25 protein-coding genes and 1 tRNA gene are annotated in these 26,245 nt (G+C 67.0%); 13 read left to right on the forward strand and 13 right to left on the reverse strand.

All coding sequences use genetic code 11. From position 1 onward, the window contains the following. Nucleotides 1-2: 2 nt before the first annotated feature. From nicT to NI1_RS26155, 4 genes are all read right to left on the reverse strand, one after another. Complete coding sequence (nicT, locus tag NI1_RS26140; RefSeq protein WP_067825720.1) at nt 3-1,067, reverse strand: Nickel transporter NicT; 1,065 nt, start codon at nt 1,065-1,067, stop codon at nt 3-5. A gap of 10 nt (nt 1,068-1,077) precedes the next feature. Next, nucleotides 1,078-1,165 (reverse strand) — tRNA-Ser (locus NI1_RS26145). A 53-nt stretch (nt 1,166-1,218) separates the two neighbouring features. Beyond that, entirely contained in the window at nt 1,219-1,707 is a 489-nt protein-coding gene (locus NI1_RS26150) for a MarR family winged helix-turn-helix transcriptional regulator (RefSeq protein ID WP_067825722.1), read from the reverse strand. A gap of 69 nt (nt 1,708-1,776) precedes the next feature. Then, nucleotides 1,777-2,952, reverse strand: a complete 1,176-nt coding sequence (locus NI1_RS26155; protein WP_067825724.1) for a lactate 2-monooxygenase — start codon at nt 2,950-2,952, stop codon at nt 1,777-1,779. Between the two features lie 253 nt (nt 2,953-3,205). On the opposite strand from NI1_RS26155, the gene NI1_RS26160 reads away from it, so the two are divergent. Beyond that, entirely contained in the window at nt 3,206-4,195 is a 990-nt protein-coding gene (locus NI1_RS26160; protein ID WP_067825726.1) for an NAD(P)H-quinone oxidoreductase, read from the forward strand. 99 nt (nt 4,196-4,294) lie between these two features. On the opposite strand, the gene NI1_RS26165 is transcribed toward NI1_RS26160, so the two are convergent. Next, nucleotides 4,295-5,500: a cysteine desulfurase-like protein gene (locus NI1_RS26165; RefSeq protein WP_067825728.1), complete on the reverse strand. Its 1,206-nt coding sequence runs from the start codon at nt 5,498-5,500 to the stop codon at nt 4,295-4,297. A gap of 92 nt (nt 5,501-5,592) precedes the next feature. Here NI1_RS26165 and NI1_RS26170 point away from each other — a divergent pair, with 92 nt between their 5' ends. The 6 genes from NI1_RS26170 (at nt 5,593) to NI1_RS38180 (ending at nt 10,500) form a co-directional block, all read left to right on the forward strand. Then, complete coding sequence (locus tag NI1_RS26170) at nt 5,593-6,189, forward strand: bacterial proteasome activator family protein (protein WP_174564526.1); 597 nt, start codon at nt 5,593-5,595, stop codon at nt 6,187-6,189. Nucleotides 6,190-6,420: 231 nt separating this feature from the next. Next, a complete protein-coding gene (wzm, locus tag NI1_RS26175; protein WP_067825730.1) occupies nt 6,421-7,245 on the forward strand; it encodes a galactan export ABC transporter permease subunit Wzm/RfbD in 825 nt (274 codons plus the stop codon). A gap of 7 nt (nt 7,246-7,252) precedes the next feature. Further along, on the forward strand, nt 7,253-8,074 hold the full coding sequence (wzt, locus tag NI1_RS26180; RefSeq protein WP_067825732.1) for a galactan export ABC transporter ATP-binding subunit Wzt/RfbE: 822 nt from the start codon (nt 7,253-7,255) through the stop codon (nt 8,072-8,074). Then, nucleotides 8,071-8,994 carry a galactofuranosyltransferase GlfT1 gene (gene glfT1, locus NI1_RS26185; RefSeq protein ID WP_067825734.1) on the forward strand — a complete coding sequence of 308 codons (924 nt, stop codon included), beginning with the start codon at nt 8,071-8,073 and terminating at the stop codon, nt 8,992-8,994. Before wzt ends, glfT1 begins: the two co-directional genes overlap by 4 nt. 235 nt (nt 8,995-9,229) lie before the next feature. After that, on the forward strand, nt 9,230-10,333 hold the full coding sequence (gene rsgA, locus NI1_RS26190) for a ribosome small subunit-dependent GTPase A (RefSeq protein WP_067825736.1): 1,104 nt from the start codon (nt 9,230-9,232) through the stop codon (nt 10,331-10,333). Beyond that, nucleotides 10,330-10,500, forward strand: a complete 171-nt coding sequence (locus NI1_RS38180; protein WP_157535354.1) for a hypothetical protein — start codon at nt 10,330-10,332, stop codon at nt 10,498-10,500. Before rsgA ends, NI1_RS38180 begins: the two co-directional genes overlap by 4 nt. A 141-nt stretch (nt 10,501-10,641) precedes the next feature. Here NI1_RS38180 and NI1_RS26195 read toward each other — a convergent pair whose 3' ends face one another. From NI1_RS26195 to NI1_RS26210, 4 genes are all read right to left on the reverse strand, one after another. Beyond that, nucleotides 10,642-11,286 carry a response regulator gene (locus tag NI1_RS26195; protein ID WP_067825738.1) on the reverse strand — a complete coding sequence of 215 codons (645 nt, stop codon included), beginning with the start codon at nt 11,284-11,286 and terminating at the stop codon, nt 10,642-10,644. Continuing rightward, complete coding sequence (locus NI1_RS26200) at nt 11,274-12,518, reverse strand: sensor histidine kinase (RefSeq protein ID WP_067826015.1); 1,245 nt, start codon at nt 12,516-12,518, stop codon at nt 11,274-11,276. The genes NI1_RS26195 and NI1_RS26200 overlap by 13 nt, the downstream gene beginning before the upstream one ends. Before the next feature lie 211 nt (nt 12,519-12,729). After that, on the reverse strand, nt 12,730-14,232 hold the full coding sequence (locus NI1_RS26205) for an alpha/beta hydrolase (protein ID WP_084523710.1): 1,503 nt from the start codon (nt 14,230-14,232) through the stop codon (nt 12,730-12,732). 11 nt (nt 14,233-14,243) lie between these two features. After that, on the reverse strand, nt 14,244-15,425 hold the full coding sequence (locus tag NI1_RS26210) for a serine hydrolase domain-containing protein (RefSeq protein ID WP_067825742.1): 1,182 nt from the start codon (nt 15,423-15,425) through the stop codon (nt 14,244-14,246). A gap of 174 nt (nt 15,426-15,599) precedes the next feature. Here NI1_RS26210 and NI1_RS26215 point away from each other — a divergent pair, with 174 nt between their 5' ends. Then, nucleotides 15,600-16,448, forward strand: a complete 849-nt coding sequence (locus NI1_RS26215) for an SDR family oxidoreductase (protein WP_067825744.1) — start codon at nt 15,600-15,602, stop codon at nt 16,446-16,448. 59 nt (nt 16,449-16,507) lie between these two features. On the opposite strand, the gene NI1_RS26220 is transcribed toward NI1_RS26215, so the two are convergent. Then, nucleotides 16,508-16,891 carry an SRPBCC family protein gene (locus NI1_RS26220; RefSeq protein WP_067825746.1) on the reverse strand — a complete coding sequence of 128 codons (384 nt, stop codon included), beginning with the start codon at nt 16,889-16,891 and terminating at the stop codon, nt 16,508-16,510. A 21-nt stretch (nt 16,892-16,912) separates the two neighbouring features. On the opposite strand from NI1_RS26220, the gene NI1_RS26225 reads away from it, so the two are divergent. Continuing rightward, complete coding sequence (locus tag NI1_RS26225) at nt 16,913-17,500, forward strand: TetR/AcrR family transcriptional regulator (protein WP_067825748.1); 588 nt, start codon at nt 16,913-16,915, stop codon at nt 17,498-17,500. Nucleotides 17,501-17,663: 163 nt separating this feature from the next. Here the strand turns inward: NI1_RS26225 and NI1_RS26230 are convergent, their stop codons facing one another. Together NI1_RS26230 and NI1_RS26235 are read right to left on the reverse strand one after the other, a co-directional pair. Continuing rightward, the gene (locus NI1_RS26230) at nt 17,664-19,568 is read right to left on the reverse strand and encodes a glycosyltransferase (protein WP_067825750.1); all 1,905 of its coding nucleotides are present in this window, start codon (nt 19,566-19,568) and stop codon (nt 17,664-17,666) included. Between the two features lie 115 nt (nt 19,569-19,683). Then, nucleotides 19,684-20,175, reverse strand: coding sequence for a GtrA family protein (locus tag NI1_RS26235; RefSeq protein ID WP_084523712.1), 492 nt, complete (start codon nt 20,173-20,175; stop codon nt 19,684-19,686). A gap of 174 nt (nt 20,176-20,349) precedes the next feature. Here NI1_RS26235 and NI1_RS26240 point away from each other — a divergent pair, with 174 nt between their 5' ends. From NI1_RS26240 to NI1_RS26250, 3 genes are read left to right on the forward strand one after another with little or no spacing between them, the layout of a single operon-like run. Next, nucleotides 20,350-21,324: a glycosyltransferase gene (locus NI1_RS26240; RefSeq protein WP_067825752.1), complete on the forward strand. Its 975-nt coding sequence runs from the start codon at nt 20,350-20,352 to the stop codon at nt 21,322-21,324. Further along, on the forward strand, nt 21,321-22,931 hold the full coding sequence (locus NI1_RS26245; RefSeq protein ID WP_067825754.1) for a DUF2142 domain-containing protein: 1,611 nt from the start codon (nt 21,321-21,323) through the stop codon (nt 22,929-22,931). Before NI1_RS26240 ends, NI1_RS26245 begins: the two co-directional genes overlap by 4 nt. Before the next feature lie 36 nt (nt 22,932-22,967). Further along, complete coding sequence (locus NI1_RS26250) at nt 22,968-23,996, forward strand: glycoside hydrolase family 18 protein (RefSeq protein WP_067825756.1); 1,029 nt, start codon at nt 22,968-22,970, stop codon at nt 23,994-23,996. Here the strand turns inward: NI1_RS26250 and rfbB are convergent. After that, nucleotides 23,993-24,997 carry a dTDP-glucose 4,6-dehydratase gene (rfbB, locus tag NI1_RS26255; protein WP_067825758.1) on the reverse strand — a complete coding sequence of 335 codons (1,005 nt, stop codon included), beginning with the start codon at nt 24,995-24,997 and terminating at the stop codon, nt 23,993-23,995. The two genes, NI1_RS26250 and rfbB, sit on opposite strands and share 4 nt — an antisense overlap. Before the next feature lie 434 nt (nt 24,998-25,431). Between rfbB and NI1_RS26260 the strand changes: the two genes are divergently transcribed. Further along, nucleotides 25,432-26,130 carry a DUF8020 domain-containing protein gene (locus NI1_RS26260; protein ID WP_067825760.1) on the forward strand — a complete coding sequence of 233 codons (699 nt, stop codon included), beginning with the start codon at nt 25,432-25,434 and terminating at the stop codon, nt 26,128-26,130. Nucleotides 26,131-26,245: the final 115 nt, after the last annotated feature.

Raw genomic sequence — 26,245 nt, forward strand, 5'->3', positions numbered from 1 at the left:
ATTCAGTCGGCGGCCAGGTCTCGTTCCCAGCGAGTCTCTATATCGGTGAAACGCCACACCGCGATGGCGATCGCCCAGGTGCCCAGGAACAGTCCGACGATGATGAACCCGAGGTCGCCGAGATCGAGATTGCCGATCCAGGCCATCAAACCCGTTGTGATATCCAGCTTTTCGACGAAGATGGAGATGATCTCCTGCGCGCCGATGAGCAACGCCACCGCCACCGACAGCCCGGTGATCACCAGGTTGTAGTAGATCTTGCGGACCGGCCGCGCGAACGCCCAGTCGTAGGCGTAACTCATGAAAGAGCCGTCGAGAGAATCGAAGAGCGCCATACCGGCCGAAAACAGTATGGGCAGCACCACGATCGAGTACCACGGCAAACCGGTGGCAGCCGCGCCGCCGGCGATCACCAGCAGGCCGACCTCGGTGACGGTGTCGAAGCCGAGCCCGAACAGCAGCCCCACCGGATACATCTGCCAGGGCTTGCGCACCAGTTTCATGACGGGCCCGAGGATCCGGTTCAGCGCGCCACGCGATTCCAGTTCACGTTCCAGCTTCGCCTCGTCGAAGGTGCCCGCGCGCATGCGCCGGTACACCTTCCAGATCGCGATCAGGGACACCAGATTCAGCAGCCCGATGAGAATCAGGAAGCTGCCCGAGATGCTGGTCCCCCACAGCCCGGTCCAGCGTTGCAGCGACGAGTCCTCGTCCGCCAGCGGCCCGGCCAGTGCCCGCACGCCCAGCGCCAGCAACCCGACCATGACGAAGACGATGGTGGAGTGCCCGAGCGCGAACCAGAAGCCGACGGTGTGGGTCTTGGCTCGCCCGTTCTCCGCCACCAGTTTTCGCGTGGTGTTGTCGATGGCGGCGATATGGTCGGCGTCGAAGGCGTGCCGCATGCCGAGGGTGTAGGCGGTGAGCCCGAGGCCGACCCCGAACACCGCGCCTTGCACTTCGTAGTGTCCGGGGACGACGAGCAGCAACAACATCCCCCAGCCGATGATGTGCAGTGCGGCGACAGCTAGTCCCATCCCGATCCAACCGCGCACGAAACACACCCTCATCGTTTGGAATTGGCGGAAGCGGAGGGATTTGAACCCCCGGTCGCTCTCACGACGTCCGCTTTCAAGGCGGATGCATTCGGCCGCTCTGCCACGCTTCCAGGGGTTCGATGTTAGCGGATGGGAAAGCGGGCTTCGATCGGTCTCCGGGGCGTCACTCGAAATCCCGGTCCGACCGGGCGGCCGCGCGGTGGTCGGCGGCCAGGTTGACCAGATCCAGCGCGGTGGCGACGGCGGCGAGTTGCTGCGGGGTGAGCAGGTCCACGAAGAAGCGGCGGACGGCGGCGACGTGGCCGGGGGCGGCGGCGCGCAACCGGCGCAGGCCCTCGTCGGTGAGCTGGGCGAGCACGCCGCGGCCGTCGTCCTCGCAGGCGGTGCGGCGGACCATGCGCTCGGCCTCCATCCGCCGGATCTGATGGGTGAGGCGGCTGCGGGAGGAGAGCACGCCGTCGGCCAGATCGCTCATACGCAGCGCGCGGCCGGGGGCTTCGGAGAGTTTCACCAGGATGCGGTAGTCGGCGAAGGACAGGTCGCTGTCGCGTTGCAGCTGGCGATTGAGATCGGCCATCAGCCGCTGGCTGCCGTCCAGGTATGCCCGCCAGGCGCGCTGCTGTTCCGGGGTGAGCCACCTCGGTTCGGCCACGTTTCGGCCCCCGGAATCGACAGCCACACCTGATTCTAACCGGGCGGGCGGGCCGGTCCGGGGGCGTCCTCAGCGGAAGCTGGAGATCATCGTGCGACTCAGGTCGGTGACGGCGGTGCAGCCCGAAAGGCCCATGGCCGCATCGAAATCGGCGAGCAGGCAGCGCAGGGCGTGCTTGACGCCGTCGCGGCCGGCGAGGCCGAGGCCGTAGACCCAGGGGCGGCCGTAGAGGACGGCCTTGGCGCCGAGGGACAGGGCGATCATGACGTCGGAGCCGGTGCGGATACCGGAGTCGAAGAGCACGTCGGCGCGATCACCGACGGTGGCGACGACGGTGGGCAGCGCGTCGAGGGAGCCGACGGCCCCGTCCACCTGGCGGCCGCCGTGGTTGCTGACGATCACCGCGTCGGCGCCCGCGTCCACCACCTGGCGGGCGTCGTCGGGATGCTGGATGCCCTTGACCGCGATCGGAAGTTCGGTCCACTCACGGAGTTTCGCGATATCGGCGGGGCGCAGCGCATGGTTGCCGAAGAGTCCGATCCAGGTGAGGACGGCCGCGCGCATGGCGTCCTCGGACTCCTCGGGCGGGGCGGCGAGCTTGGCCCGGAAGACCGGATCGGACAGATAGTTGGCGATGCCCTTGCCGTGCAGGAACGGCAGGTGCCCCAGCTCCAGATCGCGCGGCCGCCAGCCCAGGCTGGGCGTATCCGCGGTCACCACGATGGCCTTGGCCCCGGCCTTCTCGGCCCGCTCCACGAAGGACCGCGCCAGCTCGTCGTCATCGGGCCAGTACAGCTGGTACCACCAGTCCCCCGCCGCCGCGCCCGCGTCCTCGATGGTGGTGGAGGCCGCGGTGGAGAGCACCATGCCGATGCCGAGTTCCCGGGTCACCTCGGCGACGAGGGTCTCACCCTGCTCGTGCAGCAGCCCCAGCACGCCGACGGGCGCGGTGAGAATCGGTGCGGCGAGCCGGGTTCCGAGCACTTCGACCGACAGGTCCCGGGCCCCGGGCCCGCTCGCCCCGCGCCAGACCCGCGGCAGCAGCCGGTACTTCTCGAAGGCGGCCAGATTGGCGTGCGCCGTGCGTTCGGACGACGCGGCGCCGAAGACGTAATTGAAGGCGGCCGGTTCCAGAACTTCCCGGGCCCGCTGCTCCAGTCCGGCCGCGGTCATCGGTAGCGCGGGGACGGTGCCGGCGAGGCCCTGTAAATAGATCTCGTTCTGGAAGTCGACAAAACTGCTCATGCAGGCAAACGTAGTCCGCAATCACCTACGCCGGACGCGAACGAGGGCGCGGGGCGAATGCGCCGCGACGGAACCCGAAATCGCCATGACGGTGAGGATGGTCAAGGCGGCCAGGGTGGTGATGATGCCGATCATGGAATCTCCTATCGAATGGCCGTGATTCCAGAGTGACGGGAAAAGCTGACAGGATGCTGTGCCCTCCCCGAGCCTTGCCTGACAGTAATCGCCGGGCGCGAGTCGTAGGCTCGAATTCATGTATGCGGTGACGCTCGACGGTTTCGGTGAGCCCGAGGTGATGAAGTGGGCGCAGGTGGACGATCTGCCCGCGCCCGGACCGGGTGAGGTGTTGATCGATGTGGTGGCGGCGGGGGTGAACCGCGCGGACCTGCTGCAACGGCAGGGCTTCTATCCGCCGCCGCCGGGCGCGAGCGAGACGCTGGGGCTGGAGTGTTCGGGCGTGGTCGCGGAAGTCGGTGCCGGAGTGCGCGATTGGCGCAAAGGCGACAAGGTCTGCGCGCTGCTGTCCGGCGGCGGCTATGCCGAGCGGGTGCTGGTGCCCGAGTCGCAGGTGCTGCCGGTCCCCGAGGGCCTCGACCTGGCGGCGGCCGCCGCGCTCCCCGAGGTGGCAGCGACGGTGTGGTCGAACCTGGTGATGACCGCGGGCATGCATTCCGGGCATTTGCTGCTGATTCACGGCGGCGGCAGCGGCATCGGCACGCATGCGATTCAGGTGGCGCGGGCGCTCGGTGCGCGGGTCGCGGTGACCGCCGGATCGGAGTACAAGCTGGAGCGCTGCCGGGAATTGGGGGCGACGGTCACGATCAATTACAAGGAGCACGACTTCGTGACCGTGCTGCACGCCGAATATCCCGGCGTGGACATCATTCTCGACAATATGGGCGCGGCCTACCTGGAGCGCAATGTCGACGTGCTCGCCGAGGACGGGCATCTGGTGATCATCGGCATGCAGGGCGGGGTGCAGGCCGAGTTGAACCTGGCCGCGCTGCTGGGCAAGCGCGGTTCCATCCACGCCACCAATCTGCGCCGCCGCCCGGAGCACGGCAAGGGCTCCAAGGCGGAGATCATCACCGAACTGCGCAGGCATGTCTGGCCGTTGATCTCCGACGGGACCATCGTGCCGGTCGTCTCGGCCGAGGTACCGGTCACCGACGCCGCGGCCGCGCACAAACTGCTGGACTCCCCGGAATCCTTCGGGAAGGTGATATTGCGGATTCGCGACTAGAACGGCCACGTCATCCCGGCATGCTTTTGGCCGGGATCTCACTGATAGAAGTGAGATTCCCGCTGAAAGCACGCGGGAATGACGGAGGGGGCGCGGTGGCTAGGTGTCGAGCGCGGTGAGGGCGCGGCCGAGCTGATCGATCTCGAATTTGGTTGTGTACGGGGCCAAGCCGATGGTGACGGCCCCGCCCTCGTCGTTCACGCCGAGCGCGTCCAGCAGGCGGCTGCCGCCGTGGGATCCGCTCAAGGTCCCGATGCGGGCGTCGGCCAGCTTGGCCGACACCTTCTCGGCCTGCATGCCGGCGATGGTGAAGCTGACCGTGGGGATGCGGGTGGAGGCCCGGCCGATGACGGTCAGGTTCGGGATCTCGTCCAGTACCGACATCAGGTGCTCGAAGAGCTGATCGTGGTAGTCCTGCAACGAGGTGATGGAGACCTCGAGCCGTTCCCGCCGGGTGCCCTTGGCCTGCTCGTCGAGTGCCGCCAGATAGTCGATCGAGGTGGTGAGCCCGGCCAGCAGCGCGTACTGGTGCCCGCCGACCTCCAGCCGTTCCGCACCCTTGGCGTAGGGGTTGAGCGACATGGACGGAATGCGGTCCAGGAAGGCGGGATCGCGGAAGACCAGCGCGCCGATCTGCGGGCCGCCCCACGCGGGTGCGCTCAGCGCGATGACATCGGCGTTGAGTTCGTCGATATCGATGAGCGCGTACGGCGCCGCGCCGAAGCAGTCCGCGACCAGTAACCCGCCGACCTCGTGCACCCGGTCGGCCGCGACGCGCACCGCCGGCGCGGAGCCGACGATCGGCGAGGCCGCCGTCAAGGCCACCAGGCGCGCGGTCGGCCCGATCAGCTCCTCGAACTGCCAGGCCGGCATCTCGCAGGTCTCGATCTCCACTTCGGCCCAGCGCACATGCGCCCCATAGCGATTGGCGATGCGCAGCCAGGGCGCCACATTGGCTTCGTCATCCAGGCGCGACAGCACGATTCCGGTGCCCAGACCCAGCCGGGAACTCAGCGATTCGGCCAGCCAGGCGAGCAGTACCGCGCGGTCGGGTCCGAGTACTACGCCCGCCGGATCCGCCCCGACCAGGTCCGCTACCGCCTCGCGCGCCGCTTCCAGAATGGCGGCGCTGCGTTTGGCCGCGCCGTGCCGGTTGGTGTGCGAGAAGGCGGAGGTACGGAAACCCGTTGAGACGGCTCGCGATACCGAATCCGGGACCAGCATGCCCGCTTGCGGGTCGAGGTGGATCCAGCCGTCGCCCAGGGACGGTATGAGGCCCCGCACCCTTGCGACGTCGTAAGTCATGCTGGCCACTCTAAAGGGAAGGGGCTGGGCGCGGTAATGGTGTGGGGTGTTTGCCGGTGGCCGGATCGGGCGTACAGGGCATGATGGGGAACATGACGCAATCGGATGGGGCGCCGGAATCCATTGTGGTGATCGGCCCCGAGGGAAAGCCACTGCTCATTCCGGCGGGTGCGCTGCCGGGTGGCGGCGCGGGGGATCCCGTCGAGCTCACCGGACAGGTTGTCGGCGAGGGTAATTCGGACGAAAACGGCGACAAGGAAGAAACGCTCGCCGATATGGTCGAGCAGCCGGCCAAGGTGATGCGGGTCGGCACCATGATCAAACAACTGCTCGAGGAAGTGCGGCACGCACCGCTCGACGACGCCGCGCGCACCCGCCTGCGGGAAATCCACAAGACCTCGGTGCGCGAACTGGAACAGGGTCTCGCGCCGGAGCTGCGCGAAGAACTCGAACGCCTCGCGCTCCCGTTCAGCGAGGACCAGATTCCCTCCGACGCCGAACTCCGCATCGCGCAGGCGCAGCTGGTGGGCTGGCTGGAGGGCCTGTTCCACGGGATCCAGACCGCCCTGTTCGCACAGCAGATGGCCGCACGTGCGCAACTGGAACAAATGCGCCAGGCGCTGCCGCCCGGCGTCACCCACGCGGATCCGCGACAGCAAGGTTCGCCCGGCGGCGGCCAGTATCTCTGAACGTCCGGAACGAGACGACTGATTTCGCTGCGATCCGGGTAACTCGTCGGGGACGTCCAGAATGGTTTCGGCACCCGGCCGCAGGCCCGCATATGCGAGTGTCAACGGCTGGGTACCGCGCGTTGAAGACGCGGAGAGGCGGAGGAGATAAGGTCGGGTCTTGTGCCTGCTGCTGCCCCCGCCGACTCGGCCGAAGCCGAAGCGAGACCGGACAACGAACCGGTGCCGTTGATGTCGGACTCCCAGACGTTCCGTCGCGCGTTCAAGGACTTCCGCGACGGATTCGGCCAGCGTGAACTATGGCTCTCGCTCGGGTGGCAGGACATCAAACAGCGCTATCGCCGCTCGGTGCTCGGACCCTTCTGGATCACCATCTCCACGGCGGTGCAGGCGGCGGCCATCGGCCTGCTCTACGCCACCCTGCTGAATCAGCCGCTGCGCGAATACCTCCCGTATGTGACGGTCGGCATCATCGTCTGGAATGTGATCGAGGCCAGCATCCTCGAGGGCTCGGACGTTTTCATCGCCAACGAGGGGTTGATCAAACAGCTGCCATCGGCGCTGAGCGTGCACGTGTATCGCTTGGTGTGGCGGCAGTTCCTGTTCTTCGCGCACAACCTGGTCATCTATCTGGTGATGCTGGTGGCGTTCGCGGTGTGGCGGGATCTCGACTGGTCGGTCCTGCTGGTGATCCCGGGGATTCTGCTGCTGTTCATGAACGCCATGTGGGTCTCCATCGCGTTCGGCATCTTCAGCACCCGCTACCGCGATATCGCGCCGATCCTCGGCTCGCTCACCCGCATGCTGTTCGTGCTCACCCCGGTCATGTGGTCGGCGAAGGTGCTGCACGCGCAGGGCGGTCAGGTCAGCGAGCGGGCGCGGTTGATCGAGTTGGTGCCGACCTATCACTATCTGGAGATCGTGCGCGCACCCTTGCTCGGCGATCCGATCCTGTGGCGGCACTGGGCCATCGTGCTGGCCTTCACCGCCATCGGCTGGATAGTCGCGATACTGGCTATGAAGCAATACCGTTCCCGCGTCCCCTACTGGGTGTGAAGGCTCAATGACTGACCAGGTGAGTATCGAAGCCCAGAACGCGTGGGTCGAGTTCCCGATCTTCGACGCCAAATCCAGATCGCTGAAGAAGGCGTTCCTGGGCAAGGCCGGCGGCTCCATCGGACGCAACTCCTCCGATGTGGTGGTCGTCGAAGCGCTGCGCGATATCAACCTATCGCTGAAGGAAGGCGACCGGATCGGCTTGGTCGGCCACAATGGCGCGGGCAAATCGACGCTGCTGCGCCTGCTTTCGGGCATCTACGAACCGACCCGCGGTTCCACTCGTATTCGCGGGCGGGTGGCCCCGGTCTTCGATCTCGGCGTCGGCATGGATCCGGAGATCTCCGGGTACGACAACATCATTATTCGTGGACTGTTCCTCGGGCAGACACGTAAGCAGATGCTCGCCAAAATCGACGAGATCGCCGAATTCACCGAATTGGGCGAATATCTGGCGATGCCGCTGCGCACCTACTCCACCGGTATGCGGGTGCGATTGGCGATGGGCGTGGTCACCTCCATCGATCCGGAGATCCTGCTGCTCGACGAGGGCATCGGCGCGGTCGACGCGGAATTCATGAAGAAGGCGCGAATCCGCTTGCAGGAGCTGGTGTCCCGCTCCGGCATTCTGGTCTTCGCCTCGCACTCCAATGAATTCCTGGCGCAACTCTGCGATTCGGCCATGTGGATCGATCACGGCAATGTGCGCATGCACGGCGGGATCGAAGAGGTCGTGCGAGCCTACGAGGGCCCGGAGGCGGGTGATCACGTGGCGCAGGTGCTGCGGGATCTGGAACGTGAACGTGAACCGGAACGGAACCCCGCATGAGTGACACGCCCAAGCCCTACTTCGCGGACGATGCGCGCGTTGTCGCCATCGTCGTCACTCATAAACGCCGGGAACTGCTCGCCGAATCGCTGAAGGTGCTGGCCACCCAGACGCGGCAGCTGGACCATCTCATCGTGGTCGACAACGGCAACGAGCCCGAGGTCGGCGAGCTGGTCAAGCAGCAGCCGATGGAGACCACCTACCTCGGCTCCGAGCACAATCTCGGCGGCGCGGGCGGTTTCGCGCTCGGCATGCTGCACGCGCTGACCATGGGCGCGGACTGGGTGTGGCTGGCCGACGACGACGGGCGGCCGGACGGGCCGGAAGTGCTCGCCACGCTGTTCGATTGCGCCAAGAAGTACGAGCTGGTCTCGGTGTCGCCGGTGGTGGCCGATATCGACGATCCGGATCGGCTGGCGTTCCCGCTGCGGCGCGGCGTGGTGTGGCGGCGGCTGCGCTCCGAACTCGGCGACGAGGATTTCCTGCCGGGCATCGCCTCGCTCTTCAACGGCGCGCTGATCTCGGCCGAGGCCGTGGATGTGATCGGCGTGCCGGATCTGCGGCTGTTCGTGCGCGGCGACGAGGTCGAGGTGCATCGGCGGCTGGTGCGCTCGGGGCTGCCGTTCGGCACCTGTTTGCAGACCGCCTACCTGCATCCGAACGGGTCGGAGGAGTTCAAGCCGATTCTGGGCGGGCGCATGCACACCCAGTATCCGGACGATCCGGTGAAGCGGTACTTCACCTATCGCAATCGCGGGTATCTGATGTCGCAGCCCGGGATGCGGAAGCTGTTGCCGCAGGAGCTGGCCCGGTTCGGGTGGTTCTTCCTGGTGCAGCAGAAGAACCCGTCCGGGCTGCTGGAGTGGCTGCGCTTGCAGCGCCAGGGCCGCCGCGAGCAGTTCCACAAACCGCAGGTCTAACGGCCGATTTAATTCGGTTGCGGAGGCTGCGGCGCTCTGCGAGAGTAGCTTTCGTTCGTTGTTCGAGTCGCGATCGCTCCGGCTGATCGCCCGAGGGAGTCGAGGAGGTGGATTTCGTGAAGAAGACGGTTGTGCGGATTGCCGTGCCCGCGCGCACTTTTGCGCCACGCGTATCCACCTCGATCTCCCCGCGCTGAGTCCGTAATCGGGCTCGGCCCGACGAAGGACTCCTCAAATGGCATCGGTCGATCTCGACCTGCTCACCCCTTACGGCTGGACCCCGGCGCTCGCCGCCGACTACCTGCCGCTGCTCGGCGACACTCTGATTCCGGCGCGCGTCATTCGCATGGATCGCAGCGAATGCGATGTCGCCGCACCGCTTCCCACCGCTGATTATCAAAGTCGGCTGACGGCCGCCGTGGTGCGAGCTCAATGCCCGCCCGCCAATTCCGAGATTCATGGTCTGACCACCGGCGATTGGGTGGCCATCGACACGGGCCGGATGGTGCGGCAGCTGCTGCCGCGCCGGACCGCCATCGTCCGCGCGGCGGTCTCCGGGCACTCCGATTCCCGCGCCCGCTCCGCCGAGCAGGTCTTGGCAGCGAATGTGGACACCGTGCTGGTGTGCACGGCCGGGGACGGCGATGTGGATCTCGGGCGGATCGAGCGACTGCTCGCGCTGGCCTGGGAATCCGGGGCGCAACCGGTGGTGGTGCTCACCAAAGCCGATCTCGCGCCGGATCTTTCACTCGATGCCGTGCGGGCCGCCGCGCCCGGGGCCGCCGTGGTCGCGGTGAGTGCTTCCAGCGGATTCGGTATGGAGGTACTGACCGCTGTACTGGAGGGCACGGTCGCGCTGATCGGACCGTCCGGTGCGGGCAAGTCCACCCTGGCGAACGCGCTGCTGGGGTCGGAAGTGTTCGCCACCAACGCGGTTCGCGACGGCGACAAGCGGGGGCGGCACACCACCGTGCATCGGGAATTGCGCCCGCTGCCGACCGGTGGGGCGCTCATCGACACGCCGGGGTTGCGCTCGGTGGGGTTGTGGGATGCCGCGGCGGGCATCGGCCGCACCTTCAGCGACATCGAATCCTTCGCGGCGGCTTGCCGTTTCGGCGACTGCGGGCACAACGGCGAGCCGGGGTGCGCGGTGCAGGAGGCCATCGCGTCCGGGGCGCTGCCCCAGCGTCGCCTGGACTCCTATCGCAAGCTCTCCCGCGAGAACGAGTGGATGGCTTCCCGCACCGACAACCGCTTGCGCGCCGAGCGCAAGAAGGTGTGGAAGGACATCAACAAGGCACAGCGCCGGATGTGCAAGGAACGAGGAGGTAAGCGATGAGCGTCTCCTATCTGCGTGCCGCGTTGAAGGCTTTCGCCTGTGAGGCGGCGGTGGCGCAGGCGGCATTGGCTCGGATGGCCGACAGCGGTGAGCGGGCCGCTCGCCAGGCCGACGCCGAGCGGATGCGGGCCGATCTCATGATCATGGCGGTGGGCCGGCGGATCTGATTCGCCGATCCGGGCCGAAGATTTTGAAGTACCACACCCCGCCCGGGTTCCCGGGCGGGGTGTCGTCGTTCCGGACGGGGTGCGGCCGTTCCGGGCCGGGGTCGTCGTTTCGCGGGCGGGGTGGCTTCGTTCCGGACAGTGTCAGGCGTTGAGATAAGCCAGTACGGCCAGTACGCGGCGATGCCCGGCGTCGTCCGCGGAGAGTCCCAGTTTCGCGAAGATACTCCGGATGTGTTTCAGCACAGCGCCTTCGGAGACGACGAGCCGTTCGGCGATGGTGCCGTTGGCGTGGCCCTCGGCCATCAGCGCCAGCACTTCGCGCTCGCGCGCGGTCAGGGCGGAAAGGGGGTCGTCGGCCTTGCGGCGGACCAGCAGCTGCGAGATCACCTCGGGGTCCATGGCGGTGCCGCCGTCCGCGACCCGGCGCAGCGACTCCAGGAACCAGTCGACCTTGCCGACCCGCTCCTTGAGCAGATAGCCCACCCCGCCCGCACCGTCGCCGAGCAGCTCGGCCGCGTAGCTGTCCTCGACCCAGGCCGACAGCACCAGCACCGGCAGGCCGGGATGAATCTGCCTGGCCCGCACCGCCGCTCGCAGTCCGTCGTCGGTGAAGGTGGGCGGCATCCGCACATCCACCACCACCGCGTCCGGCCGGTCCGCCGTCACGATCGTCAGGAAGTCGTCGGCATTGTCCACCGCCGCGACCACTTCGATTCCGGCCGACTGCAACAGCAGCGACAGCCCTTCCCGCAGCAGTGCGTCGTCTTCGGCGATCACAACCCGCATGGCAACTCCACCCGCAACACAGTAGGTCCACTCGCCGGGCTGCTCAGCAGCATGCGCCCGTCCAGCGCCTCGGCGCGCCGCCGGATCCCCGCCAGCCCGCCACCTTCGCTCTCGTGCGCGCCGCCGACACCGTCATCGCGTACTTCCACGGTCAACACCGCGGCATCACCGCCGAGCGTGATCGAAAGCTGCTCGGCCCCCGAATGTTTCGTCGCATTCGCAATGGCCTCGTTGATCACGAAGTAGGCGGCCGCCTCGACCGCCGCCGGTCGGCGGGTCCCCGCGCCCGAATCGACCGTGCAGGGGATGGGGCTGCGGGCGGCCAGCGCCGAAATCGCGCTCGCCAGACCACGATCCGCGAGCACCGGCGGGTAGACGCTGCGCACCACATCGCGCAGTTCGGCCAGGGCGTCGGTGGCGGTGTCCTGGGCTTGACGCACCAGGCCCGCGGCGGCCTCCGGATCCCGTTGCCGCAGTTGGTCGGCGAGCCCGAGCTGCATGATGACCGCCGCGATCCGGGCTTGCGCGCCGTCGTGCAGATCCCGTTCGATGCGCCGCAGTTCGGCCCCGTGCGCGTCCAGTGCCGCGGCTCTGGTCGCGGTCAATTCCGCCACCCGGACCGCGAGCCCGGCGTCCGGGGAGGGCCCGAGCAGGGCGCGCGCGAGTGCGGCCTGGGCCCGCGCCACGAGTGGGAGTTGCAAGGTGACGAAGATCGGAATCACCGACAGCAGGGCGGCATCCAGCGCGCGCAGCCAGGAATTCACGGCGAATCCGAACGTCGCCAATTCCCCGTCCGGCACCAGCCACCAGTACAACGGCATGCTCAGCTGTGCGATCGCGCTGATCGGCAGCACTACGGCCAGCACGCCCAGCACGATCCCCGGCAGGGCGTGCACCGCCAGCCACGCCACATCCCGCCGATTGGCCGGGTCCCGGGCCACCGTGGCCAGTTTCGTCCCCAGCCCGCCCTCCAGCGGCTCGTACTGCACCACCAGCGGCTGCCCCAGCAGTTTCCCGGTCCGCCGCCGATCGAACTCGACGAGCGGGCGGACCAACCGCAGGATCTCCGGAATCGCCGGTATCCCCACTCCCACCAGGCTCGCCGCCAGCACGATAAGCAACGCCACCACCGCGAACACGGCCAGCAGCGCGGTCACCCCACCGACCGCCAGGTACGCGATCGACCGGGGCAGCAGCCGCAGCCGGGCGCGCAACCACACCCACCCGGTCATCGGCGCTCCCGACGGTTCCACACGCTCCACCCATCGACCCTATCCAGCAGCGATCCATCGCCGGCGTCCCGTCCATACCGGTTGCAGCCGACCCCGCCGTCGTGCTGGCTCGCGGCGGATCCCCCCGTCCTTCCGGCGCGCTTTCGGCCCGGCGGTGAACCCGCCGGGATAACCAGGGGACGGTTCCGCGAGACGACTTCCGGACGCGGCACTAGTTGTCGTCCTGGCAGGTGATATCCGACGCGGGCAGCGTGCCGTCGCGGAAGTAGGTGTTGACCGCGGCGTAGGCGCAGGCGTTGGGGTAGCGGCCGTAGACGCTGTGGATGGCGACATCGTCGAGGGTCACCATGCGCGATCCGGTCATGGCGCGGTGCAGGGCCCGGCCGGATTCGTAGGAGGTGCGGGTGTCGCCGGTGGCCTGCACGATCAGGCTGGGCACGGAATTGCTTACCGCCGTGGCGGGTTCGGCGGGGGCAGGCCAGAAGGCGCACGGGGTGAGGTTGTTGGCGAGCGCGCCGAACAACGGCTGCGACGGGCGCGCGGCTTCGATATTGCGCCAGTACCAGGCGGGGTCGCGCGGGACCGCGACATCACCGCACATGACGGCCATCTGCGGGGAGAGGTCGCGGGGTTTGTTGCTGGTGAGGGTGTTCAGGGCGGACACCATTTCGGGCCCGGGCCGGACGGCGATGCCGGTCGCCGCATCCGCGATCTGCCGCATGACGTCGGCCAGCTTGCCGTATTGGCGCGGGTCGTCGAGTTGCGTGAACAGGATCATGGGCAGGATGTGATCGTCGATGTCGTAGTCGCCGTAGCGAATCGGGTGCTCGCCGGATTGCCGGAGCAAGGCGGTGACGGCGGCGCGCACCTGTTCGCGATCGGTCCCGAAGCGGTATTCGGCATCGCGGGCGGCGGTCCATTCGGCCCAGCGGTCGAAGGCGGCTTCGTTGGCGGGACCCATCTGCTGGACCATGCCGACCGCGCCGTACTTATCCGGATCGACCGCACTGTCCAGCACCATCCGGTCCGTGCGCTGCGGGAACATCTGGCTGAAGACCGCACCCAGGTAGGTGCCGTAGGAGGTGCCGAAGTAGTTGATCCGCTCCTCGCCGAGAATGCCGCGGATGACATCCATATCGCGGGCGGTATTGCGAGTCGTGATGTGCGGCAGGCGATCACCCTCCACCGCTGCGCAACGCCCGGCCAGATCCGCCATGGTGGCCACATTGTTCGCGTAGCTCGCGAGATCGTTGCCACCGGAGCGGATGCCGAAGCCGATGGGCCACTGGCAGTTCACGGCCGAGGACCGGCCGATGCCGCGCGGATCCATGCCGATCAGGTCGTAACGGGCGCGCACATCGGCGGTCATCGCGGTCTCGGCGAGTCCGGCGAGCTGATCCAGGCCCGGACCGCCCGGACCACCGGGATTGGCGAGCATGATCCCGCGCCGCTGCGCCGGATCGGTGGCGGGAATGCGGGAGATCGCCACGGTGAGCGTCCGGCCTTGCGGCTCGGCGTAATTCAGCGGCACCGTGACGTCGGCGCACTGCGCGCCCGCCGCGTCCAGCGCCGCCTCGCCGCAGTGCTTCCACTCCAGCCGCTGGCTGTAATACCGATCCAGCGGCGCGCTCGCGGACGCCGGCGCGGTCAAGCTCGCGGCCAGGCCGCCGGCCATGGCGAAAAGGGCGGTGAAGGACAGTAGCCCGCGTTTCATTTCGATCCTCCTCATCGTCCGCAGAGCGCGGCGTCGAATACCGCTTGCACGGCATCGGATCCGGCTTCGCTGTCGAGCACCTGGTTCACGGTGACCACCACGGCCGTGCCGTCCGCCGCGACGCCGTTGCGGGTGCCGAAGCCCGGGATGCTGCCGCCGTGGCCCCACACCGTTTTTCCACAGGTTGTGGGCAGCTTCATCAGACCCAATCCGTAACCGGCGGTGGGCATTCGATCGAAGGAGACGGTCTGCTGCATTTCGGTGAGCTGGGCGGCGGGCAGCAGTTTCTTCTCCACTGTCAACGCGGTGAAGAAGCGACTGAGATCGGCGGGGGTCGAGATCATCGCCCCGGCCGCGCCGCCCCAGGAGACGTTCTGCTCGGTGTAGTCGACCCGCTGACCGTCGACCTGCTGATAGCCGCGCGGGTGCGTGCCGCGGATGCCGGTCTCCCCCGGTTCGGGAAAATAGGTGTCGCGCAGGCCGAGTGGCTCCAGGATGCGGGCGCGGATCTCGGCGGCATAGGAACTGCCCGTGACGCGGTCGATGAGCATTCCGGCCAGGATGTAGTTGGTATTGGTGTAGACGGCTTTCGCGCCGGGTTCGAACTGTGGCGGCATGCTCATGGCGATGCGCACCAGTTCGGCCGGCTGATACTCGGCCCAGCGCGCCTTTTCGGTATCGGCCTGAACCATGGGACTGTTCGGGTCGTGCTTCGGATCGGCGGGACCGGCGGTCAGATAATCCGGCAGTCCGCTCTGGTGCCGGAGCAGCTGCCGCACCGAGATCCGATTGCCGTCATTGCCATTGCCCGCGACGACGCCGGGCAGGTACTTCTCGATCGGCGCGTCCAGATCGATCTTGCCTTCGGCGACCAGTTGCAGGATGACGGTGGCGACGAAAGTCTTGGTATTGCTGCCGATTCGGACCTGGGAGTTGTCCGGGATCGGTGCGCCGGTGCTTACATCGCCCACCCCGGCGGTCAGGGTGCGCGACCCGTTCGGGCCGCTGATCACCGTCTGAATACCGGGGAATCCGGCGCTCGCCGCCGCCTGCATCGCCTGGCTCAGCGTCAGCGACTGCTTTCCGGGCTCGGACGCGGAGACCCCGGTGTTGCAGGCCGCCGCCGCGAGCGTGGCGACCATACCGACTCCGGCCAGCGCTACTCGGCCGCCGTACCCCCGCAATGTCCTCATGGGAAGGTGTTCCTCCTGTTCAGGCCGGGTGTTCCGGCTCTTCCGAGCCTAGGAATCGGCGGCCGTCGCGCCCATGCCCCGCACGCCCGAATTGCCGGTAGTGCGATCTCCCGTCGCGGGGGTAGCGCCAGCACTACCCTCGATTGCGGGGGAACCTGAGGAACAGGAGCGACCATGACCGATGCACGGAAGCCGCTGGCGGGCCGGACCATGATCATGTCGGGTGGCAGTCGCGGAATCGGTTTGGAGATCGCCAAACGTGCGGCCGCCGACGGCGCGAATGTCACGCTGATCGCGAAAACCGATACGCCGCATCCGAAATTGCCCGGCACCATCCACACCGCGGCGGCCGAGCTGGAGCAGGCGGGCGGGACGGTGCTGAAGTTCGTCGGCGATATCCGCGACGACGGCGCGGTCGCGGAGGCGGTGCAGCAGACGATTCAGATGTTCGGCGGCATCGACATGGTGGTCAACAATGCCTCGGCCATCGACCTGTCCCCCACCGAAGTCCTGCCCATGAAGAAGTACGACCTCATGCAGGACATCAACTGCCGCGGCAGCTTCCTGCTCTCGAAACTGTGCATTCCGGCCTTGAAGGACTCGGCTCAGACCGGGCGCAACCCCCACATCCTGACCCTGTCGCCGCCCCTGAACCTCGATCCCAAATGGGCGGGCACCGCGCTCGGTTACACCATCGCCAAGTACGGAATGTCGCTCACCACACTCGGTTTGGCGGAGGAGCTGCGCAAATACGGAATCGGCGTGAACTCGCTGTGGCCGCGCACCACCATCGCCACGGCGGCGGTGCGCAACCTGCTCGGCGGCGACGAGATGGTCTCCACCTCGCGCACCCCCGATATCTACGCCGACGCCGCCTACCTGGTGCTGACCTCACCGGCCAAGGACACCACCGGCAACTTCTTCATCGATGACGAGGTGCTGGCCGCGCACGGCATCACCGACCTGGACAAGTACCGGGTGACGCCGGGCGACGGAGAGCTGACTACCGACCTGTTCCTCTGAATCCGGTTGCGGCCGAGCGTGCTCGACGCCCGGCCGGCAGTTTCAGGTTCCACAGCTGATCACGCCGCACCCGCTTCCGCGGTGCAGGCGATGCGGCGCAGCATGTTCCGCACCACGAGGCGATGCCCGCCGCTGCCGACGACCAGCGTGCGGTAGATCTTGCCGGGTATCCCCGGGAACTCGCCGTGCGAGACGGCGGTGAGGCGGGTGTGGCCGCCTTCCATCTCATCCAGTTCGAAGGCGAGCCGGTAGCGGGAGAACCGGTGCCCGCCTTTCGCGGCCAAACGTCGCGGTGGATCGGCCTCGTCAAGGGTGAATCCGCGCGGCAGTGTGCTGAGATCTTCAGGGTTCCGGCAGGTCGTGCGCAACAGGGCCGCCCAGGTGTGCGCGCGATCGGCGGTGATTATCCTGGAATGCGAATCGATATAGGGCAAACGCTCCATATAGAAGGAACGTACTAGTAGATGGCGCCACCCCGCAAGCACGACACCGACGTGATCCTCGACGCAGCGCGCACCCTGGTGCTGCGCGACGGTCCCCGCGCGGCCTCCGTGGCCGCCATCGCCGAAGCCAGCGGCGCGCCCGTGGGCACGCTGTATCACCGCTTCGGCAACCGGAACGGCGTGCTCACCGCCGCCTGGATCCGGGCGCTGGAACGGTTTCAGTCCCGGGTGCTCGCCGGCGCCGAGGCGGAGGATCCGCTGGACGCGGCCGTCGGAATGACCAGGGGGGCGGTCACATTCGGGCGGGAAAGCCTGGACGACGCGCGGTTGCTCTTGAACCTGCGCTCCCGCGATCTGCTCGACGGCGCACCGGATACCGAGTTCCGGGAACGGTTGGCGACCATGAACGCGCCGCTGATCGAACACGTGAGACGCGTTGCGCGACAACTGTTCGGCAGTGACGGACCACGCGAGATGGATGCCGTCAGCCGGGCGGTAGTGGATCTCCCGTACGCGGCACTGCGACGCCATGCGCACGCCGACACACTGCCCGAGTGGTTGGAGGATGATCTCGCGGCTGCCTGCCGCACATTGCTCACCCCGAAGTGAGAGAAGAGATTTCGGGGGCTTCGCCCCGAACCCCCGGGCAACTCTCAGCCACTGACCCCGCCGATCGCTTCGGCTACGAACCCCGCGAACGAGACGGCGGCCCGGGACCGCAGGTCCCGGGCCGCCTGATCAGGTGGCGTTCTGGAGGCGAAGCCCCTGAGAATCAGGAGAGTTTGTCGATCCCGTAGAGGCGTTCCCAGTTCTCGCGGGAGGTGAGCTCCGGCATGGCCGCGCGCCAGCGGTCCTGCAAGCTCGGCAGGTCCTTACGGAGCTGCTTGAGTACGCGGTAGGCGCGGATCAGCAGACGACGGGCGGTTTCCTTGTCGCGCTTGCGGACTCGGACGCCGGACTGGGACGCATCGGTGACGACGACCTGGTCGAACAGGCCGATATGCCACCAGTGCGCATCCTCGCGGGTGACGCTGACCGGGCCCGGAATGGTGCGGCCGGTCCACTGGGTGAGGGCGCGCTTGAACAGGATGAGCAGCGGACGGCTGGGTTCACCACCCGCGCGGCGCAGATGCAGGTGCGCGTTGGGGATATCCGTCCGCGTGACCGGGTGCTTGATGGTCTCCGGGTAGTCGTTGCGGGAGGCGCGGGCCTTGGCCAAAGCCTCGATACCGCCGTCGCGCAAGGCTTCCGGGCCGCGCAGATAGTCCTCGATGCCCTGGAGCGTGGTGTGCGCCAGACCGTACTGCATACCCACCAGGTACTCGCCGATCTCGCGGAAGAGCTGGCGGGTAACGGCTTTCGGGTCCAGATCGTGGTGCAGGGAGGAGACGATGAGCGAGTTGCGCGAGGAGAAGTAGCGCGCCCAGTCGTCGAAATCCTTCCAGTAGAAGTCGGCGTGCCAGACCGCGGCGTTCGGCAGCGTCACGGTCACGAAACCGTTCTCGCGAGCGCGCAGGCCGTATTCGACGTCGTCCCACTGGAAGAAGATCGGCACCGGCAGGCCGATCTTCTTGACCACCTCGGCCGGGATCAGGCAGGTCCACCAGGCGTTGTAGCCGGCATCCACCCGGCGCTCCTGATGCTTCTTCAGCATGGAGGTGTTGCGCAGCGCCTTGGAGACCTTCTGGCCGTGCCGCAGCCGGGCCAGATTCGTCTCCTCCGCACCGACATTCAGGTAGTCGGGGTTGAACAGGAAGAGCATCTGCGCGCCGACCAGCGTGGGTTCGACGGTCAGGTTCGCGAAAGCGTTCATGCGCAGGACGGTTTCGGGCTCGCACAGGATGTCGTCGTCCATCAGGATGACGTCGGCGTGCTCGTTGGCCGCCGACACCTCGTAGAGGCCGCGCGTGAAACCGCCCGCCCCGCCGAGATTCGGCTGCCGGATGTAGCGCAGCTTGTCACCGAACTTGGGCTGGGTGTCGGTGAACAGCTGCTGGTTCTCGACCAGATCGGTGCCCTGATCGACCACGTACACCGCGTCGATCAGCGACAGCACGGTCGGATCCGAGGCCAGCGCGGCCACCGTGTGCGCGCAGTCCTGTGCCCGGTTGAAGGTGCAGATGGCGATGGCCACCGGGCGCACCTGCTCCGGCGCGGCCGCGGTCCACTCCAGATCGGTGACGGTGACATCGCTGCCGATGGCGTCGATCTCGACCCACAGCGCGCCGCCGTCGATGTACATGTCCAGCGGCGCGCCCAGCACCACGCGCCCGCTCTCCCGCACCTCCGCGGTGCCCACGACACGCCGATGGCCGGCGATATCGGAGGCGGCGATCCGGACCTTGGTCTTACCGCTGACCTCGAGCGTCATAGCGACCTCGACCGCGGTGACCTTGGTCCAGCGCTGCCAGTAGCTGGCCGCGAACCGCCCGAAGTAGGTGTTGGTGTGGGCCCGCGCGCCCTTGTCCAGGTGCAGGCTCAGCCGCTCGTGGCGGGCCTTGCCGCCCTTCACCACGACATAGAGCTCATCGCTGATCTTCGGCGCGGGTCCGGTGAAGACACCGCGGGCCAGCACCAGCCGATCCGGCGCGGCGTGCTCGGCGCGCAGGGTCGCCGGAGCCCCGGCCGTCTGCCGGTCATTGATTTCGGTCACGGCTTGGCCAGCCGACGCGTCCATGAATTCCTCGACATCCCTCGAATACAGAACAGACACCGGCACACCCGACGTGGTCGCACTCCCACTGTCACGCTCGGCGGGCCGAGGATATCAATGCGCTCGGCTCGCGTCAGCGCTAGTCCCGCTTTTCGCGGCTGCCGGTGAAGACGAATTTCCCGTATGCCCAGTAACGGAACCCCATCGCGACGGCCTGCCCGATGAGCGTGCCAGAGATGTTGTCCGCCAACGGACTGTCCAGTCCCAGCACGTAGCGGGAGAAGCCGAGGCAGCTCGCCTGCAAGCCGATGGCGACCACGTTGAGAAGTGCGTATACGACGATATGACGGCCGTTATTGCCGCCCTCGTGATCGGAATACGTCCACCATTTGTTGCCGAAATAGGTGACCACGGTGGCGGTCAGAATCGCGATGATCTTGGCGGGCACCGGCGCGTCGTGCATCGGCCCCTCGCCGCCCCAGAACACCAGCGCGTTGTAGGTGCCCGCATCGACCAGGAAGCCGATGCCTCCGACCACCACGAATGCGCCGATACCACCGCTCAGGAGTGCTTTCAAGCGCCCGCCCAAGGTCTTGGGTGCACTCACCCCCGCCGACTCCGCCTCGGACATTCCGACCTCCCTGCTGGACACGCTGTGACATTTTGCCCTCCGCTTCGCTCCTCCGCTCCACTCGGTCCAGAACGAGCCGGGCCGCGAACTGCGGGGCGCAACGCACATGCTCCCCCCGAAGGTCGGGTACCCTCCCCGTGTTCGTATTCGCCTTCCGATCAGAGGATTGACCGGGTGGACTCCACCGAGCTTCGCATTGCCGCCATCGTGCCGTGCCACAACGAAGAGGCAGCGGTCGCGAAAGTCGTCACCGACCTGAAGGCCGCCGTACCGGGCATCGTCGTATACGTCTACGACAATCGCTCCACCGACGCGACCGCGGAACGCGCGCGCGAAGCGGGGGCGATCGTGCGCACCGAATATCGCAAGGGCAAGGGCAATGTGGTCCGCCGCGCCTTCGCCGATATCGAGGCCGACGTCTACTTGATGGTGGACGGCGACGACACCTACGACGCCGCCGCCGCGCCCATCATGATCAAGACCCTGCTCGACGGCCCCTACGACCACGTGCTCGGCGTGCGCCGCGAACTCGAAGGCGAGAGCGCCTACCGGGCCGGCCACGAGACCGGCAACAAGGTGCTCAACGGCGTGGTCGGCAAGGTGTTCGGCGAGAACGTCGAGGACATGCTGTCGGGCTACCGGGTGTTCTCCCGGCGGTTCGTGAAGAGCTTCCCGGCGGTCTCGCGCGAATTCGAGATCGAGACCGAGCTGACCGTGCACTCGCAGCACCTGCGGGTGCCGCAGACCGCGGTTCCGGTCGGCTTCAAGGATCGCCCGGCGGGCAGCGAATCCAAGCTGCGCACCTATCACGACGGGTTCAAGATCCTGCGGCTGATCGTCGGCCTGGCCCGGCACGAGCGGCCGGTCGCCTTCTACGGGCTGTTCGGCACCCTGGCCTGGATCATCTCGATCATCCTGATCACCCCGATCGTGATCGAGTTCTACCGGATCCACGAGGTGCCGCGCTTCCCGACCCTGTTCCTCGGCTTCACGCTGCTGCTCTTCGGCACCCTGGCCTGGACCGCCGGGTTGATCCTGGACGGCATCAAGCGCTCCCGGCACGAGGCCGCGCGCCTGGTCTACCTGCGCTATTCGGCGGTCGGCGAGACCGAGCCCGTCGTCGAGCGCCTGGGCGGCTCGCGTCGATGACGGTCCGAGAATCGCCCGAGACCGCCGGACCCGAGAACGAGCAGCCGGAAACGGCTGCGGCACCAGCAGAAATCGCGACCCCGGTCGTGGTGGCGGAAGCTCCGGTTGCCGCGGAGGCGAAGCCCGCGCCCGCCGGCAGTTTGTTCGAGCGCATCGACGCTCGCTTCGGCACCGCCGCAGTGGCTTTCGTGTTGATCGCCGGGATCTTCGGTGCGGTGTGGTCGGTGCTCACCCCGCCGTTCTGGGGGCATGACGAGATCACCCAGTTCGGCCGCGCCTACCAGGTGTCGCAGGGCGGGTTCCTGCCCGAGAAGATCCATGACGATCGCGGCCCGGCCTGGGGCGGTGACGTTCCGGTCAGCATCGACGCGCTGATGAGCTACGCGTTCGACGACTACCGCAACAACAATGACGAACCCGATCCGATGGTGGTCGACCGCAAGGCTTACGACCTGCTCGGCTCGGCCCCGGTCAGCGCCACCACCACCCAGGTCTGGTTCACCAATACCGCTGCCTACTCCCCGATTCCGTACCTGCCGCCCGCGGCCGGTATCCGGGTCGCGCAGGCGTTCGACCTGAGCGTCGGCGGCATGGTGCTGGCGACGCGCTGGGCGGGTCTGCTGGCTTACCTGGTGATCGTCGGTTTCGCACTGCGCATGCTGCGCGGGCATCGGGTGCAGTGGCTGGCGTTCACCGTCGCCGTGCTGCCCATCGCGCTGTTCCAGGCGGGCACGGTCACCGCCGACACGGTGACCAACGCTCTCGCGGCGCTGGTTTCGATCGTGGTGGTGAAGGGCTTGTTCCTCGGGCAGCGGCTCTCCAAGCCGGAAACCGTTGCGGCGCTGGCCGCCACGGTGCTGCTGCCGGTGTGCAAGCCGACCTACGTGCTGATCGCCATGCTGATCGTGCTGATTCCGCCGAGCCGCTTCGGTTTCGGCGGTATCGAGCGGATCGCGGTGTGGCAGCGCATCCTGCCGTGGGCCGCGGCCGCCATCGGCGGGCTCTCCTTCGCGGTGTGGATGAAGATCGCCGCGCCCACCGGTGACGGCATGAGCCTGATGCGGCCGGAGAACCAGTGGGGTTCGGTGCGCCCGGGCGATCAGCTGAAGGAGATCCTCGGCGATCCGCTCCAATTCCTGTCCGTCTTCGGCGATTCCATCGCCCGCCGCGATCAGCGCTGGTTCACCCAGTTCTTCGGCGAGCTGGGCTTCGCCTACATCGACGTGCCCGCCCTGACCATCGTGGCGAGCCTGCTGGCCTTCACCGTGAGCATCGGCATCGCCGACCGCTTCACCCCTGCCGACGCGAACCGGCTGCGCACCTGGCTGGTGGCCCTGACCATCCTGGCAAGCGTCGCAATGATCTATGTGACGCTGTACATGTCCTTCACCCCCGTCGGCTATTTCATCATCGACGGCGTACAAGGCCGCTATTTCGTGCCACTGACCATTCTCGGATTCGCGGTGATCCTGCGCTGGATGCCTTTGCGCCTCACCGATTCCGAAGGCCGGGTGCCCACCCGCGGCCCGGCCATCACGGTGGTAGCCGCGACCTCCATCGCCCTGATCGCCGCCGTGGTCAAGTACTCCACCATCGTCTGGGGCTGATTCGCTCCCGTCGCACCCATCGCTACCATGTCGGCGATGGGTGCGAAATGGCGTTCGTGGTCGCGCGGGCGACGCGCGGGATTCGTTGCCGCGATACTGCTCTGCGTAATGCTGATCCCGATCGCGGGCGCGGCATTTTTCCTGCGCCTCGAGTATTCCGGCGACCTACGCGACGACGCCCGCACGCGCGGACGGGACGCGGTCTGGCTCGGGCATGCCTGGGTGGACGGACGCAAATCCGAGGCCGACCTGATCGAGCTGGGAAAACTGCTCTCCGGCACCGGAATCAAGGACCTGTACGTGCACACGGGCCCTCTCGAACACGACGGCTCTTTGCCCAGCGCGCTTTATCCACAGGGCAAATGGTTGATAGACACCGCACATCGCCTGCTGCCGGGAATTCGGGTGCAGTCCTGGCTGGGCGATCTGGTACGACCCGAAATGGAAGGACTCGATCTGGATGACGCACGCGTCCGGCATCGGGTAATGGATTCGGCGGCACAGATGCTCGAACTCGGGTTCGACGGAATCCATTTCGATCTGGAGCCGGTGCGCTCGGGTTCGGACGGGTTCGTGACCATGCTCGCGCAAACTCATGACCTGACATCGAAACGGCAGCGGCTGCTCTCGGTATCGGCTCCCGTCATCGATCCGCTGCCGGGTCTGCATTCGGTCGGATCGGCGGTGGCGGACCACGGAAAGTGGTGGTCGCAAAGCTATTTCGCCGAGGTCGCGCGGTCGGTGGATCAGATCGCGGTGATGTCATACGACACCGCTATGCCTACGCCCGCCCTTTACGGCGGCTATGTCGCGCAGCAGACCGAACTCGCGCTTCAGGTCACGCCCGAGAACGTGGATCTCCTGATGGGGCTGCCCGCATTCCATACCGACGATATCGGCCATCGCGCGGCGGCCGAAACCGTATCCGCCGCAATACGCGGCGTGCGGCTGGGTTCGGGGCGGGAGGCCCCGGGACGGGAATCGTTCGGAGTCGCCCTGTATGTCGACTTCGCCGCCACGCCCCGGGACTGGTCGGAGTATCGCGCGGATTGGTGCCGGGACTAGAGGACTTTCTCGCCGGCGGCCGCGTAGGCGTTCTCGGTGGCGGCTTTCTGTGGGCGCCACCAGGATTCGTTGTTCCGGTACCACTCGACGGTGGTGTCCAGGCCCTTGCGGAAGTCGCGGTACTCCGGTTCCCAGCCGAGTTCGGTGCGCAGCAGCGTCGAGTCGATGGCGTAGCGCAGGTCGTGGCCGGGGCGGTCGGTGACGTGGTCGAAGTCGTCGGGGCTGCGGCCGAAGGCTTCCAGGATCAGCTGCACGACGGACTTGTTGTCGCGTTCGCCGTCGGCGCCGATCAGGTAGGTCTGGCCGATTCGGCCGCGCTCCAGGATTTCCCATACCGCGCTGTTGTGGTCGTCCACGTGAATCCAGTCGCGGACCTGATGTCCGGCGCCGTAGAGGCGGGGGCGGATTCCGTCGATCAGATTGGTGATCTGACGTGGGATGAATTTCTCCACATGCTGGTATGGGCCATAGTTGTTGGAGCAGTTGGAGATTGTCGCGCGCACGCCGAAAGAGCGGACCCAGGAACGCACCAGCATGTCGCTCGAGGCTTTCGAGGCCGAATACGGGCTGGACGGGTTGTAGGGCGTGACCTCGGTGAACGACGCCGGATCGTCGAGTTCCAGATCGCCGTAGACCTCGTCGGTGGAGATGTGGTGATAGCGCACCTGATGGCGGCGCACCGCCTGTAGCAGCGAATAGGTGCCGACGATATTGGTCTGGATGAACGGCCACGGATCGGCGAGCGAATTGTCGTTGTGGGATTCGGCGGCGAAATGCACCACCGCGTCCACGCCGCCCACCAGGCGATCCACCAGCGCGGTATCGGCGATGTCGCCGTGCACGAACTCGATTCGATCCGCGATGGGGGCCAGCGAGTCTCGATTGCCGGCATAGGTGAGTTTGTCGAGCACGGTCACGTGCACGCCGGGTCGGCGGTTCACGGTCTGGTGAACGAAGTTCGCGCCGATGAATCCGGCGCCTCCGGTTACGAGCAGTCGCACACCGAAACCCTACGCGGCGCGGGCGGCGACCGGCCGCAGGGTCGGATAGGTTGCGGGCATTACACCGGTTGCCGGTTCGGAGTGAGCGGAATCGGACACGAGAAGGAAACAAAATATCCGCACCGAAACAGCGGCGGCATCCCAAATGTCGCAATTACGCCGAGACGCTGAGACTTTCATCGGGAAATTCCTGAGACTTTCCAAGCAAGCCGTGTGACCTTCCTCACAAAGAGACCGATCGGTAACGCATCGGTGGATACCTGTCATCCTTGAAAACCATACGCACGCAGCGCATTTCCGGAGCCTCCCCGAGCGCGTGATCACGATGGTGAACGGAATTTGAACTAACGGTCACAGTCGGTTCACCGAGCGTTAGCTGATCTCCATTTCGATTCCTCATGTCCCCCCGAGCTCTTCCGATGAGGTTTCACCAAATGCTGATGAGGAAATTCGCCGCCACCTCGGCGCTGCTGATCGCTGCCATGGGCGTCACCGCCGGCACCGTGAACGCGGCCCCCGCCGCGGCAGACAACGGCGTGGTCAACTACGCCGCCACCCAGACCGAGAACGGCACCGTCGTCATCCGCACCGACGTCGGCTCGCTGGTCAACGACAACGGCACCTTCAAGATCCAGGCTGCCAACGGCGCGACCGTCGCCGGCACCGAACTGAAGTTCCGCGTCGACGACTTCGAGTTCCCGATCGCCGCCGACATCGCGGGCAACACCGCCACCCTGACCCCGCAGTACGACGAGGCGCACGCCGTCTACAAGCCCGTCGCCCTGCCGTACGAGAACCAGGCTCCCTGGAAGTCCGAGTACGACCGTGAGCAGGCCGCCTGGAACCGCCTGAAGGACACCATCTCCATGGGCGCCACCATCGGCACCCTGGTCGGTGGTATCGGTGGCGCGGCCCTCGGCTGTGTCGCGGGTGCGGCCCTCGGCGTCGTCGCCACCGGCGCGCTGGCCACCCTGTTCGGCCTGGGCCCGCTGGGTGGTTGCATCGCCGGTGCCGCCGCCGTCGGCTTCCTGGGTGTGCTGGCCGGTCAGATCTTCGTGACCGCTCCGGTCGCGATCGCCGCCGCCGTGCAGTACTTCACCACGATCAACCAGCCCTTCACCGCGCCCAAGTAATTCATCCGGCGCACAACGAATCCCCCACCCGGACCACCCGGGTGGGGGATTCGCTTTTTGCAGCCGACTCCGCCGAACGGATTCAGACGGACCCGCCTGACGTCAGGTCGTGGGG

It is taken from the genome of Nocardia inohanensis NBRC 100128 (genome assembly GCF_001612945.1).
Taxonomy (GTDB): domain Bacteria; phylum Actinomycetota; class Actinomycetes; order Mycobacteriales; family Mycobacteriaceae; genus Nocardia; species Nocardia inohanensis.

Bases quoted from the DNA above. Each gene is read 5' to 3' on its own strand.
- NI1_RS26235 (WP_084523712.1), bottom strand. From the start codon at position 20,175: ATGTCCGAGGCGGAGTCGGCGGGGGTGAGTGCACCCAAGACCTTGGGC.
- NI1_RS26230 (WP_067825750.1), bottom strand. From the start codon at position 19,568: ATGGACGCGTCGGCTGGCCAAGCCGTGACCGAAATCAATGACCGGCAG.
- nicT (WP_067825720.1), bottom strand. From the start codon at position 1,067: ATGAGGGTGTGTTTCGTGCGCGGTTGGATCGGGATGGGACTAGCTGTC.
- NI1_RS26225 (WP_067825748.1), top strand. From the start codon at position 16,913: ATGGCGCCACCCCGCAAGCACGACACCGACGTGATCCTCGACGCAGCG.
- NI1_RS26160 (WP_067825726.1), top strand. From the start codon at position 3,206: ATGTATGCGGTGACGCTCGACGGTTTCGGTGAGCCCGAGGTGATGAAG.
- glfT1 (WP_067825734.1), top strand. From the start codon at position 8,071: ATGAGTGACACGCCCAAGCCCTACTTCGCGGACGATGCGCGCGTTGTC.
- NI1_RS26210 (WP_067825742.1), bottom strand. From the start codon at position 15,425: ATGAGGACATTGCGGGGGTACGGCGGCCGAGTAGCGCTGGCCGGAGTC.
- NI1_RS26215 (WP_067825744.1), top strand. From the start codon at position 15,600: ATGACCGATGCACGGAAGCCGCTGGCGGGCCGGACCATGATCATGTCG.
- NI1_RS26260 (WP_067825760.1), top strand. From the start codon at position 25,432: ATGCTGATGAGGAAATTCGCCGCCACCTCGGCGCTGCTGATCGCTGCC.
- NI1_RS26245 (WP_067825754.1), top strand. From the start codon at position 21,321: ATGACGGTCCGAGAATCGCCCGAGACCGCCGGACCCGAGAACGAGCAG.
- NI1_RS26220 (WP_067825746.1), bottom strand. From the start codon at position 16,891: ATGGAGCGTTTGCCCTATATCGATTCGCATTCCAGGATAATCACCGCC.
- NI1_RS26155 (WP_067825724.1), bottom strand. From the start codon at position 2,952: ATGAGCAGTTTTGTCGACTTCCAGAACGAGATCTATTTACAGGGCCTC.
- NI1_RS26250 (WP_067825756.1), top strand. From the start codon at position 22,968: ATGGGTGCGAAATGGCGTTCGTGGTCGCGCGGGCGACGCGCGGGATTC.
- NI1_RS26195 (WP_067825738.1), bottom strand. From the start codon at position 11,286: ATGCGGGTTGTGATCGCCGAAGACGACGCACTGCTGCGGGAAGGGCTG.
- NI1_RS26205 (WP_084523710.1), bottom strand. From the start codon at position 14,232: ATGAAACGCGGGCTACTGTCCTTCACCGCCCTTTTCGCCATGGCCGGC.
- wzt (WP_067825732.1), top strand. From the start codon at position 7,253: ATGACTGACCAGGTGAGTATCGAAGCCCAGAACGCGTGGGTCGAGTTC.
- NI1_RS26200 (WP_067826015.1), bottom strand. From the start codon at position 12,518: ATGACCGGGTGGGTGTGGTTGCGCGCCCGGCTGCGGCTGCTGCCCCGG.
- NI1_RS26170 (WP_174564526.1), top strand. From the start codon at position 5,593: ATGACGCAATCGGATGGGGCGCCGGAATCCATTGTGGTGATCGGCCCC.
- wzm (WP_067825730.1), top strand. From the start codon at position 6,421: ATGTCGGACTCCCAGACGTTCCGTCGCGCGTTCAAGGACTTCCGCGAC.
- NI1_RS26165 (WP_067825728.1), bottom strand. From the start codon at position 5,500: ATGACTTACGACGTCGCAAGGGTGCGGGGCCTCATACCGTCCCTGGGC.
- rsgA (WP_067825736.1), top strand. From the start codon at position 9,230: ATGGCATCGGTCGATCTCGACCTGCTCACCCCTTACGGCTGGACCCCG.
- NI1_RS38180 (WP_157535354.1), top strand. From the start codon at position 10,330: ATGAGCGTCTCCTATCTGCGTGCCGCGTTGAAGGCTTTCGCCTGTGAG.